The sequence below is a fragment of the Dyadobacter sp. CY343 genome, from assembly GCF_021390335.1.
Taxonomy (GTDB): Bacteria; Bacteroidota; Bacteroidia; order Cytophagales; family Spirosomataceae; genus Dyadobacter.
Genome location: NZ_JAJUXK010000005.1, coordinates 192,766 through 204,995, shown reverse-complemented (window position 1 = coordinate 204,995; position 12,230 = coordinate 192,766). Strand labels below are relative to the sequence as shown.

11 protein-coding genes are annotated in these 12,230 nt (G+C 46.1%); 8 read left to right on the top strand and 3 right to left on the bottom strand.

All coding sequences use genetic code 11. The annotated features are described in order from the left end of the window. Window positions 1–24 precede the first annotated feature (24 nt). Together LZG94_RS18600 and LZG94_RS18595 are read left to right on the top strand one after the other, a co-directional pair. Window positions 25–849 carry a BRO family protein gene (locus LZG94_RS18600; protein WP_233793298.1) on the top strand — a complete coding sequence of 275 codons (825 nt, stop codon included), beginning with the start codon at window positions 25–27 and terminating at the stop codon, window positions 847–849. Further along, window positions 839–3,217: a prolyl oligopeptidase family serine peptidase gene (locus LZG94_RS18595; protein ID WP_233793297.1), complete on the top strand. Its 2,379-nt coding sequence runs from the start codon at window positions 839–841 to the stop codon at window positions 3,215–3,217. The genes LZG94_RS18600 and LZG94_RS18595 overlap by 11 nt, the downstream gene beginning before the upstream one ends. Window positions 3,218–3,271: 54 nt before the next feature. On the opposite strand, the gene LZG94_RS18590 is transcribed toward LZG94_RS18595, so the two are convergent. Next, window positions 3,272–3,766: a hypothetical protein gene (locus tag LZG94_RS18590; RefSeq protein WP_233793296.1), complete on the bottom strand. Its 495-nt coding sequence runs from the start codon at window positions 3,764–3,766 to the stop codon at window positions 3,272–3,274. A gap of 255 nt (window positions 3,767–4,021) precedes the next feature. Between LZG94_RS18590 and LZG94_RS18585 the strand changes: the two genes are divergently transcribed. Genes LZG94_RS18585 through LZG94_RS18575 form a run of 3 tightly spaced genes read left to right on the top strand, consistent with a single transcriptional unit; the run spans window position 4,022 to window position 6,278 of the window. Continuing rightward, the gene (locus LZG94_RS18585; protein WP_233793295.1) at window positions 4,022–4,807 is read left to right on the top strand and encodes a DUF1080 domain-containing protein; all 786 of its coding nucleotides are present in this window, start codon (window positions 4,022–4,024) and stop codon (window positions 4,805–4,807) included. Between the two features lie 4 nt (window positions 4,808–4,811). Next, a complete protein-coding gene (locus tag LZG94_RS18580; protein ID WP_233793294.1) occupies window positions 4,812–5,480 on the top strand; it encodes a cyclase family protein in 669 nt (222 codons plus the stop codon). A 33-nt stretch (window positions 5,481–5,513) separates the two neighbouring features. Further along, window positions 5,514–6,278: an SDR family NAD(P)-dependent oxidoreductase gene (locus LZG94_RS18575; protein ID WP_233793293.1), complete on the top strand. Its 765-nt coding sequence runs from the start codon at window positions 5,514–5,516 to the stop codon at window positions 6,276–6,278. A gap of 3 nt (window positions 6,279–6,281) precedes the next feature. On the opposite strand, the gene LZG94_RS18570 is transcribed toward LZG94_RS18575, so the two are convergent. Beyond that, window positions 6,282–7,553 (bottom strand): sorbosone dehydrogenase family protein, encoded by a 1,272-nt coding sequence (locus LZG94_RS18570; protein ID WP_233793292.1) that lies wholly within the window; start codon window positions 7,551–7,553, stop codon window positions 6,282–6,284. Window positions 7,554–7,761: 208 nt separating this feature from the next. Between LZG94_RS18570 and LZG94_RS18565 the strand changes: the two genes are divergently transcribed. The 3 genes from LZG94_RS18565 to LZG94_RS18555 all read left to right on the top strand — a co-directional run bounded on the left by LZG94_RS18565 (window position 7,762) and on the right by LZG94_RS18555 (window position 10,011). Next, window positions 7,762–8,088 carry a hypothetical protein gene (locus LZG94_RS18565; protein ID WP_215231803.1) on the top strand — a complete coding sequence of 109 codons (327 nt, stop codon included), beginning with the start codon at window positions 7,762–7,764 and terminating at the stop codon, window positions 8,086–8,088. A gap of 251 nt (window positions 8,089–8,339) precedes the next feature. Continuing rightward, window positions 8,340–8,774 (top strand): type II toxin-antitoxin system VapC family toxin, encoded by a 435-nt coding sequence (locus LZG94_RS18560; protein ID WP_233793291.1) that lies wholly within the window; start codon window positions 8,340–8,342, stop codon window positions 8,772–8,774. A 58-nt stretch (window positions 8,775–8,832) separates the two neighbouring features. Then, window positions 8,833–10,011, top strand: coding sequence for an AGE family epimerase/isomerase (locus tag LZG94_RS18555; RefSeq protein WP_233793290.1), 1,179 nt, complete (start codon window positions 8,833–8,835; stop codon window positions 10,009–10,011). A 15-nt stretch (window positions 10,012–10,026) separates the two neighbouring features. On the opposite strand, the gene LZG94_RS18550 is transcribed toward LZG94_RS18555, so the two are convergent. Beyond that, window positions 10,027–12,201 carry a c-type cytochrome domain-containing protein gene (locus tag LZG94_RS18550; RefSeq protein ID WP_233793289.1) on the bottom strand — a complete coding sequence of 725 codons (2,175 nt, stop codon included), beginning with the start codon at window positions 12,199–12,201 and terminating at the stop codon, window positions 10,027–10,029. Window positions 12,202–12,230 lie beyond the last annotated feature (29 nt).

The window sequence follows — 12,230 nt, the reverse complement described above, 5'->3', positions numbered from 1 at the left end:
TTGGCACACTAAACAAGATCAATAATGACCGACTCTGTCTCTTTCTACGAAGGTTACAATATCCGAAGATTTTACGACGAAGAGTCGGAAATGTGGTTTTTCTCGATTGTTGATGTCGTGCAGGCGCTGACGGACTCGACTAACCCGACAGATTATTTGAAAAAACTAAGAAAAAGGGATCCGGAACTCGGTGGCTATGTAGGGACAAATTGTCCCCAGATAGCGATGACAACTTCATCGGGAAAAAAGCGGAATACCCTGGCAGGAAACGTTCAGCACATTCTGAGGATTATTCAATCCATCACATCGCCGAAGGTGGAACCGTTGAAGAAATGGCTTGCAAAGGTCGGCTACGAAAGAATGCAGGAACTGACTGATCCTTCACTTTCAGTCAACCGGGGGCGAGAAATGTGGCAGAAGCACGGAAGAAGTGAAAAGTGGATCCAGCAGCGGATGATGGGGCAGGAAACCCGCAACAAGCTGACAGATTACTGGAAGGACCATGAGGTTAGAGAAGGTAAAGAATTTGCGCTACTCACCAACATTATTCATCAGGAATGGGCGGGATTGACAGTAAAGGAACACAAAAAGTTTAAAGCACTGAAAAGCCAGAATCTCCGGGATCACATGAGTGAAGCTGAATTAATTTTCACAGCACTCGCTGAGCTAAGTACGCGGCAAATTGCCGAGGTGCAAACTGCAACGGGCCTCGAACAAAATAAGAGAGCCGGCAAACAAGGCGGTGGAATAGCCAGGAAAGCCCGGGTCGAACTGGAAGAAAAGATCGGACGCAGCCTGATTACCAATGAAAATTATCTACCCCCAAAGACGAGTGAAAATGACGAGTAAATTTCCCAGAATCAAACTGTTGCTATTTGTATTTCTTGCCTCGATACCCGCTGCTTTCTCCCAATCCCTCGTTCCTCTCACTGTCGGGAAAATTATGCGGGATCCGAAAATGTGGATCGGGACTTCGCCTTCGGATATTACCTGGGCTGATGATTCAAAGACCATTTATTTTAATTGGAACCCGGATAAAAATCCTTCTGATTCGCTGTATGGATATTCGTTGAGCGATAAAAAGATCAGCAAAATCAAGCTCGCCGACCGGAAGAAACTGGCCGGGAGAAACGGGGTTTATAATCGCCGGCAAGATGTCAGGTTGTATGAAAAAAACGGTGATATATTCATTGTGGACCCGAAAGGACAGCCCTGGCAGATCACGAATACCGTTGACCGTGAGACAAACCCGGTGTTTAGCCAGGATGAGCTGAGCTTTATTTTTGTTCGGAATAACAACTTGTTCAGCATCAAGCTCACGACGGGGCAAAACACCCAGTATACCGATTTTAAAACCGGAAATAAGAAGGATGACCCCAAGCCGGGCGAGCAGGAGAAGGTCTTTAAGGCGGAGCAGCTGGCATTGTTTGAGGTTTTGAAAGAGCGTAAAGAAAAGAAAGACCTGGGCAAAAAAGTGACAGAAGCGGAAAAGCCGCAGCGACCCAAAGAGATCTATATTGGCGATAAGTCAGTTAGTCACCAGCAACTGAGTCCCAACCAAAAGTTCGTAACCTACCGACTGACAAAGCCTGATAAATCTGCGAAATCTACCAATGTTCCGAATTATGTGACAGAGTCGGGTTTTACCGACGATATTTCAAGCCGCGTAAAAGTAGGCGCGCCGGCTTCCTCCTATGAATTTTGGGTTTATGATATTGAAAAAGACACAACCCGCAAGCTGAGTGTAAAGGATATTCCCGGAATTAACGACAAGCCGGACTATCTGAAAGACTATCCGAAGCAGGACACCGCCTGGAAAAAGAAGGAGCGTGACGTAGTTATTCACGGACCGATCTGGTCTGAAAATGGGGAAAATGCAGTTGTCGTAGTCCGTTCGCTGGATAGTAAAGATCGTTGGATCATGCAGCTGAATATCGATTCACTTTCTTTGAAACTGCTTGACAGACAGCGCGATGAAGCGTGGATTGGTGGGCCGGGTATCGGCGGGTACCCGACGAGCGCGGGCGAAATTGAGTGGCTTGATAATGAAACCATTTATTTCCAAAGTGAGGAAACAGGATATTCACATTTGTATTCATTTAATATAAAAACTGGTAAAAAAACGGCGCTTACCTCCGGGAAATTTGAGGTACAGAATGTGACGCTTTCGAAGGATAAGAAATCTTTTTACATTATCACCAACGAAGTTCACCCCGGCGAACAGCATTTGTACAGGTTTGCTTCCACGGGCGGCAAGCGGATGCAGCTGACGCAAAATACCGGCGCGCACGAAGCCACATTGTCGCCGGATGAAACCAAGATTGCAATCCGATATTCAAACAGTACCTCGCCATGGGAGCTGTATATTATGGACAACCCGAAACCAGGCGAAAAACCGGCTCAGCCACAACGGGTTACAGAGTCGGTATCAAAAGAATTCTTGTCCTATCCCTGGCGGGAAGCAAAGGTCGTGACGATCAAGGCGACTGACGGGCTGCCAATTTATGCACGTGTTTACGAGCCAAAAAAATCAAATGGAAAAGCTGTTATCTTCGTACATGGAGCAGGGTATTTGCAGAATGCGCATAAGTGGTGGAGCCAGTATTTTCGCGAGTATATGTATCACAACTTACTGACAGACAAAGGCTATACCGTCCTTGATATGGATTATCGGGCCAGTTCCGGCTACGGCCGCGACTGGCGCACCGGCATTTACAGGTTTATGGGCGGAAAGGATCTGACAGATAATACCGACGGCGCCGCGTGGCTTGTGAAAAACTACAAAATCAACCCCAGAAGCATCGGCGTTTACGGCGGTTCCTACGGCGGCTTTATCACGTTAATGGGGCTTTTTACAAAACCCGACGTGTTCAAGGCGGGAGCAGCATTGCGGCCGGTTACGGATTGGGCTGCCTATAATCACCCTTATACTGCCAACATTCTAAATGAACCACAAGCGGACAGTTTGGCTTACCGAAAGAGCTCTCCTATTTATCATGCGGCGGGTTTAAAAAATCACCTGCTAATCTGTCACGGAATGGTGGATGTAAATGTGCATTACCAGGATGTGGTGCGGCTGTCGCAAAGACTGATTGAACTTGGAAAAGACAATTGGGAACTAGCCTCCTACCCTATGGAAGACCACGGGTTTGTGGAAGCCTCGTCGTGGACGGACGAGTACAAGCGGATATTGAAGCTTTTTGAGGATCATTTATAAAAAAACGCCCGGGAGAATGTTCTGCCGGGCGTTTACTTTCGGAAATTCAATCTGTTAAGCCGCATTGTTCACACTGCGAATTAATGGATACCCGCCAAAATCCTCCCATTTGTGCACGATCAGATCCTTTTCGCGGTTCGTATGAAGGCCAAAGTCGATCAGTATCTCTCCGTCGAGCAGCCGGTTTTGGAAATATTCCGCGTATTCATCAGACAATACAGAGCTCGACAATGCGCGTACACCGCCTTTTGTCAGATCGCCCGCTACTACAAGGGCCAGTCCCGGAATCGCCACAAACCTACCCAGCACATCCAACGCTTCCGAGATCTTGGTTACCTGTTCCTTCTTTGTTGAAGTGCTATCCTGATAAAAATAATTTTTTGGGTGATCGAACAACTTATCAAATGTTCCCTCCGCCATAATAAGCGTGATTTCATCCGCTCTGTAACCCAGCCGCAGCAACGTCTGATATGCGTTTTCTGCGTCCTTCCTCGTGGCAAATACTCCTGTTACAGTATTAATGCTTTTCTGTTGATGTAATGACTCCATAATAATCGGTGTCTAAAAGGTTTAAAAGTACTTATCTTTTAAAATGTCAGATAAGAATGCCTCGTATATATAAATTTCGTGCCGAAAGCGCCGTACAACCTTGTGGTTTAAAACAATCTTTTTTACAGTTAAATACATCAAAGTCAGTAGTTTTTGTGGCGTTTGTTCTACATTTCAGCATTATCTCAGCTCAAAAACAGTAAAAAGAATCAGCACTGACTTATGTTACAGGCTTATCAATTCATCTATAACAATATGAACAGACTGTTTTCCAGAGTAAAAATTTCAGGTTGCGCCGCGATCCTGATTGTTTGTGGTCAGGCGATATCAGCATTTGGCCAGGTAGGAGTTGGAACGAAAGCACCGAAAGGCGCAGAAATGTACCTTGACGGCAGCCGCAAGATGCTCGACGAAAAATGGGTCTATTGGGAAGGGCCGCGCTTCAAGGCCAAACCACCTATTAAATGGACGGTTGTAAACGATCCGGTCGACAAGGGTACGGTGATCAATTGCAATGATCCGGCTTCCGCCGGCGGATTGTATGGTGCTGCGGATATTGTCACAAAAAAGGAATTCAAGGATTTCCGGGCGCACGTTGAGTTTCTGATCACAAAAGAAGGAGGAAACAGCGGCGTGTATTTGCAAAACCGCTATGAAATCCAGGTACTTGACGGCGATACAACTTCGCACGGAATGGCAGCGATTATCAACGAAACCAAGTCGCCTTACCACGCCTACAATGGCGTCGGCAAATGGAATTCATATGATATTCTTTTCCGGGCGGCTCGTTTCAAAGACGGAAAAATCGTGCAGCAACCGATCGTTACCTTGTATTTCAACGGCAAGAAAGTGCATTCGAACCACAAGATATCTCAGGTTTGGGGAGGCCCAAATTCAGGTATTGACGGCGGGAACAATGGAGGAAAAGGCATAACTGACAAGCCAGGCGGTCTTAAACTGCAGTCCGAAGGACACGATGTATATTACCGGAATATCTGGATCAAAGAAATGGAGCTGGATAAAGCTGATACGGATTTTTAACCGAATGGAAACCAAATCAGTCAGACTTGTTGATTTAAGCCACGTTTTATTCGACGGACTGATCACGTACAAAGGTCTGCCCGCGCCGATCATTTGCGACTTTCTCAGCCGCAGGGATTCAATTGGTAAATACGAAGAAGGCACTCAGTTTCAGATTGGCAAAATCGAAATGGTAAGCAACACGGGCACTTATATCGACTGCCCGTTTCATCGTTATGAAGACGGAAAAGACCTTTCCGAAGTTGCGCTGGAAGCTTTTGCCAATCTGGAAGGTGTGACCATCGATGCTTCCGATATACAGGAAATCGGTGTGGAGCTTTTTAAAAATGTAGATGTCAGCAATAAGGCGGTGATTGTTAAAACAGGCTGGTCGCAACATTGGAACACGGATCAATATTTTGAAAACCACCCCTTTCTGACCAAAGGCGCAGCCGAATATCTCCGCTTGCACGGCGCAAGGCTGGTTGGCATCGACAGCCATAATATTGATGATACAAGAACAAATAGCCGGCCCGTCCATACTATTTTGCTTGGTGCGGATATTCTGATCGTCGAGCATATGTGCAAGCTCGATCAGCTGCCTCGGGATAACTTTCTTTTTACCGCAGTTCCACCCAAAATCAAAGGCGTCGGAACGTTCCCTGTGCGTGCGTTTGCAAGCATTCTGGCATAGGATTAGTGTTTTTCCGAAAAAAACAGTCGGATTATGCTTTCAAAAACACTAAGTCTTGCGGGAAAAACTGCTTTTATCACCGGTTCCAGCCAGGGAATCGGTAAAGGTATTGCCCTCGCGATGGCCGAAGCTGGCGCTAATATTATCTTGCATTGCCTTAAAGATGAAACTGATGCAAAAGAAGTCGCACGCGAGATCAGGAAACTGGGCTCGTCTGCTGTGATCGTGAAAGGCGATATTTCCAAGCCAAAAACAGTGACTGCTATTTATAATCAGGTTGTTAAAGACGGAAACGTCCCGGATATCGTCGTCTTGAATGCATCGGTGCAGATACCTAAACTTTGGCACGAACTCACGCTGGAAGAATTTGATATTCAGGTGAATGCGAATTTCAAATCTACATTTATACTCATGCAGCGCTTTGCGCCTGAAATGGTTTCAAAAGGCTGGGGAAGGATATTGACGATCGGGAGCGTGCAGCAGATCAAGCCGCATCCGTCGATGATGGTGTACGCTGCTACCAAGTCGGCGGTATTGAATATGGTTCAGAATGCAGCCATGCAACTCGCCGATAAAGGTGTGACCGTTAACAATCTTGCGCCTGGCGTCATCGGTACGCCGCGGATTGAGGAAGATGTTCCGGAAGGTGAAGAACGCATTACACAGCGACTGGGTACACCTTCGGGCCAAATTGGCGATCCCCAGGATTGCGCCGCGATGGCCGTCCTGCTTTGTTCGGAAGCAGGACGGTTCATTACCGGGCAGAATATTTATGTTGATGGAGGTATGAGCCTCTGATCATTACTTTTTGTATGCGATCTTGAAAATTGTCCCGTTCAGATCGTCTGTCACGTACAGCGCGCCGTCAGGACCTTGCGCCAGTCCGCAGGGGCGGTGTTGGATCGGGCCGGTCGGATTCACGAGATCCGTTCCCGCAAAATTATCTGCAAAAATCTCCCACTTTCCAGCCTTGCCATTTACAAAAGGAACGAAAGCGACGAGATAGCCCTTTTTAAGCTCGGCAGATTGGCTGTGAAATGCGACGAACGCTCCGTTTTTATATTTGGCAGGAAACATATTACCGGAATAGAACAGCAATGCATTCGGTCCCAAATGCGCAGGGAAACCAACCAGCGGGTTGATCGCTTTTTCGCCTGCGGTTTTTTTGCCATCTCCGCCATATTCGGGCGCCAGCATTTTTTTGTTCTGAAAATGGTCGTAGTAGATGTACGGCCAGCCGGCGTCGTCACCTTCTTTCAACCGATACAGAGTCTCCGCAGGAAGTTCGGCGCTTTGCTTAGGCGTATAGTATTGCGGGTACATATCGTCGAACTTGCCGCGACCATGGACAGTCACGTACAATGCGTCTGTTTTGTTGTCCCAGTCGATACCTACTGCATTTTTCACACCCGTCGCGAAACGCTTTCCATCTGAAAATTGCTGTCCAGCCTGGTCTGCTTTGAATTTCCAGATTCCGCCTGCTGAGTCGAGTATGGTACAAGGCGACATTCCTTTGCCTGAACCGGTTTCGCGGCAATTGTCGCTGTACGATCCTACTGTGACGTAGATATTGCCTTTGTTATCCAATGCAATCGGTTTTGCATTATCACGTCCTTTGTCTACCAAGCCTTCCACGATCTGCTCAGGCTTGTCGAAATCAATGATCTCTTCCTTTTCATTCAGTTTATACCGAAAAACCCCTTTATTGGAAGAGCTGTACAGGTAACCGTTTTTGATCGCAATACCAGTTCCCGGATATTCGCCGAACAGTTTTTGCTCATCGATCGCACCGTCGCCGTTTGTATCGCGCAAAAGGTAAATGCCTTTCCCATCTTTCAGTTTGGACAGTTTCACATACATATCTCCATTTTTCCCAACAACCATGTGGCGGGTCGCACCCAGGTCGCTGGCCAATATGCTGGCAGAGAAACCAGCGGGTAGCTTGATATCTTTGGCTTCAACGGGGGAATATAAGGGGCCAGGATTTTCGGTAAAACTTTTGTAAGCTGTTAGGATTGATACGCCGGTTAATGTCAAAAGTAACGCAGCAGATTTGAATAACTTTCTTTGCATGAAATGGTTGGGTTGGAGTTAAAATGATTTTGTCAAAAGTAATAGCCTTTCAAAGTTTTTTCATGAATCCCCGGCCCTGATCCTCAATTTATTTTTCTGGCCCGACATGTATTTTGGAATAACTTTTTTTAACACCTTTGGAAGCCAGAACGGCTTTCCTGTAACTTAGAGAACTAACAACCTACAAATCTTTTAATTTCAAAGAGCTATGAATCCATACGATGACGACGAAGAAGTATTTGACGACGATCTTCCCGGCAATTATCCTTCGGAAGAAGATATATTCCGCAAAGGTCTGATCGAAGCGGATATTGATCCAGAAGATATTTCCCGCATGAAACGTCCCGCCGAGCTGGATGCAGACGATTGGAACGAAAAGTCATTCGATGACGATCTGACCGGCGAAGATCTCGACGTACCAGGCTCGGAAGATGACGACGAAGACGAAGCAATCGGTCGCGAAGACGAAGAAAATAACTATTACAGCCTGGGAGGCGACAACCACGAGGCCCAGGAAGAAAATCAGGGAGACTAGCTTCTACCCTACCATTAAGAGCCTGGCAAATGTTTGTCAGGCTTTTTTTATACATTTGAATATCACATAATAATATTACACGCTATGGGTAAAATGCATGAAATCTCCAAAGTAGGAAAAATTGCAGTAGAGCCGAAGTCTTCCAAACGCCTAACTCTGAACGATTTTTCTTTTTTTAAATCCAGAGAATTGCTTAAAAATCTACATACATCTCTTCGGGATACCGTCATTGCGGAAAGGCGGGGCGCAGAATGAATTTATTTCTTGACACGTCTTCATTGGTAACATTATATCATGAAGAGGCTGACACTGAAATAATGGATGCAGTATTCAATTTTGAAATCGTAACGAATATTTTTCTATCAGAAATTTCGAAAGTTGAATTTGCCTCCGCATTTTGGAAGAAAGCGAGAACGGGAGAAATTAGTACTGAGCTAGCGAATCAGATCATTAATATCTTTGAGCAAGACTGCGAAACATACATATTCGTTCCTGTTGATGATTCAATCATAAAAAGTGCAAAACATTTGATCGGAAAATATGGGAATAAGGGTCTTCGAACGCTTGACAGTATTCAGCTCGCGACCGCTTCCTGTTTGCGAAATAAGGTCGATCATTTTAAATCAGGCGACAAAGTGTTAACATCACTTCTGGCCAAGGAATCGTTGTCAACAAATATTCTGTAAGCAAAACTCCAAGTATGAAAATCAGCGATTCCCCTTTTTTCAGAAAAACCGGTGAATTATGGCTGCATTTACGGCTGAGGCATTTACGAAAGAGCTGATCGCGATATTGGATTACTGGGAAAAATATGGGCCCGATCATGAGAAAGGTGGCTTTTATGGTCAGGTGAATTATGATAATCAGCCTGTTAAAGACTCAGATCGGTCGGTTGTTTTGACCGGGCGGATCTTGTGGACTTTCTCACTGGCACACCGGCTATTCAAGGAAGCCAAATATCTGACACTCGCCGACCGCGCTTACCAGCAGCTTTCAAAGCATTTTATTGATCCAAAACACGGCGGCGTATATTGGTCAGTGACAGCCAACGGCGCTCCGAAAGAGACCAAAAAGCAGATTTACGGCAATGCATTTGCGATGTACGGATTGAGTGAATACTACCGAATCACGCACCACAAGCCCGCGCTTGAACAAGCTATTTCGCTATTTAATCTCATTGAAAAACACGCATTTGATGCAGTAAATGGGGGTTACAGGGAAGCAGCTGCACAAGATTGGTCTGTTACCGATGATTATATTTTGAGTAAAAGTCCGTGGGTCAAAAGCATGAATACGCATTTGCATTTGGTCGAGGCTTACACCAATCTGTACACCGTCTGGCCGGATAAAAAGCTCAAAAAGCAGACTGCCGCTATGCTCGACACGATCATCACGCATATTGTGAACCCAAAAACCAATACCATGCAGCTTTTCTTTGACGAAAAATGGAAGGCGAAGGATGATATTGTTTCGTACGGTCACGATATCGAAGCCTCCTGGCTGCTTTTTGAAACCGCCGAGATCCTGCACGACGAGAAGCTGATCGCGAAAATGAAAGAGAAATCCATATTGATGGCGAGAATGGCCAGCAAGGGTTTAAGTCAGGACGGATCGCTGAACTATGAATATGACCCGGCCACCAAACATACCCAAACCGACCGGAGCTGGTGGGTTGGCGCCGAGCAGCTTGTCGGATTTTACAATGCTTACCAGCTTACGAAGGAGGAGCAGTTTAAAGTAAAAGCCGAAAAAAGCTGGGATTATGTAGTGAACAAGTTCATTGACCACGAAAAAGGCGAGTGGCACGGGACCGTTAAAGAAGACGGTACGCCGGTTAAAGGCGATAAGATCAGCTTCTGGAAATGTCCTTACCACAATGCGCGCGCCTGCTCCGAAATGTGGCGGCGGCTGTCGAAAGCGTAAGTATCAGTATGGATGTTAGTTGAAAAACATCTCGTCAACCAGCACCAGTGCGCGGTTACCTTTTGAATTGTGCCACTCGGGTATCTTCACGACTGGCTTCACAACCACCTTCACGAAGGAAACTGTCTGCGGTTTAAATGTACCTTCAACCAGTTTTAAAGTGGCCTTATCCCCTTTTGCGGGCAGCGGGGCTTTGAAGGTAGAGATTAACTTAAGATCATCTCGGCTGTTTCCTCCCCACACTTCCACACTTTCCGGCGGGAAAATGCCCGTCGCTTCCTCGATCATGTAATGCATCCCGACCGAAGAAAGGGTGATCGGCTTTTTGAATTCCGACACCAGGATCATGTCATTGTTCCTAACTCCTGCCCAGTTGTTAGCCCAGGCAGGATTATTAGCTCCTATAACACCCAATTTCTTGTCAAAAAATGTCTTCGCTCCCTCCGCCTGATGCACGCGGTTGAGCGGCGCGAGGAGATTTACGCTGTCCGGTTCGTATGCACTTTTGAAAAAATCAAATACCGCCAGATCGCTTCCATACCAGCCATTTTTATAAGCTTTTGCTTTGATTGTACCGCTATTCGTGAGAATCGTTTTGTTGTTGAAAAGCGGCGAATTGATGCTGTCCGGCTCGGTTCCGTCCATTGTGAAACGGATATCCACGCCTTTGATCGGGTGTTTCAGTTCAAGCGGGGTTGTTTTGGCAAATATCATCGAGCTGTTCTTCACCTGCGGCGGATTGAGTTTCAACGGATTTTTACCATCGTCTTTGAAACCGCCGATTATCTCCATATTCTTGATATCCTTCTGCAAAACAGCCACGTCCGCAGCCGATAATTTAGTATCCCAGACCGCCACCGTTTTAAGACTTTTCAATTGTGGCAATACACTTTTTAAATCGGCTAAAGTGAGCTTCGTGCCCGAAAGTGTCAGACTTTGCAGGTATTTAAGTGAAGCCAGTTCTTTCAAACCGGTCGCAGTAACATCCGTAAAATTCAGATCGAGCTTACGCAGATTCTCAAATTGCTTTACGCTTTTCAGATCCGCATCCTTAACCGGCATTTTATTGAGGTTCAATGAAATAACCTGTTTTTTGATTTCGCTCAGCTCGTCAAGTTGCTTTGCATTGAATGCAGATGCATTGTAAATATTCACCGCAAGAGCCGGCGACTCACGCGCGAGCGGAAGAATAGTGCGGTAGTCAGAATTCAGCTTGGCGACCGTTTCTTCATCCGCCGCCGGAAAATCAAACTTATCGACCGCTTCCGCAGGTTTCAGGTAAGTGGTGGCCAGGATGCGGAGTGAATCCGTTGAAGCGAGTTCGGTTATTTTTCTTTTAAATTCTGCCTTCTGTTTAACCCACAATGTAATCAAGGAGATCTCCTGTAAAGTCAGCTGCGCTTTCCCGGAAGGTGGCATATGCTTTTTTTCTTCCATTGGTAAATGCACGCGCTGCAATAAAAGGCTCATTTGTGGATTCCCGGGTACGATCAGCTTCCCCGATTTACCACCTTTCATGATCGATTCGGGATCCGAGAGATTCAGCTCACCTTTGATCTTGTCTGGATTGTGACAGCTTGTACATTTTTGGTCAAATATTGGCTTGATAACATTGGTATACACAACCGCTTCTTCCAGCGGCACTGCGGCCATTTCATCATTTCGTTCAATAGGCTCCCAGATAAAATTGCTGCCGTGCGTTAATGCGGCGCCATAATGCCCGGTCAGCACGAGAATAGTGACCGTGACAAATGCCCCAGCCTTCGCGACCGGCGCTTTGTACCAACCCGTATTGCGAATCCAGTAAATGATCGAAGCAATGAAGAAAATACCTGCACCGGTCCATTTATGGAGGGTCAGCGTGTCGCCGGTGTATCCTTCTTCGCGTGAAAGAAAAAGACCCATAATTACTGTGATAGCGGCAAATAATGCGCCAATCAACAGCAGGTTTTGAAGGAAATTTTTGTAAAAAGTATTGGTCGCGTATTCAGGTTTGAAGCGGAAAAATTCGAGCAGCATCGCGATCAGCAGAATCACGATCGGGAAATGCAAAATCAGCGGGTGCATTCGCCCGATGGTTTGCAGCCAGGTGGGAACAACAAGCTTGCTTTCAAAAAGCAATAGAAAAAGGATAAAAATGTTGGCAGCAACGAGCAGCTGTTCCGCAAAAAACCTGAATCTTAAATTCATTAAAGTTTTACCAAGGGTTTAGTCAAATA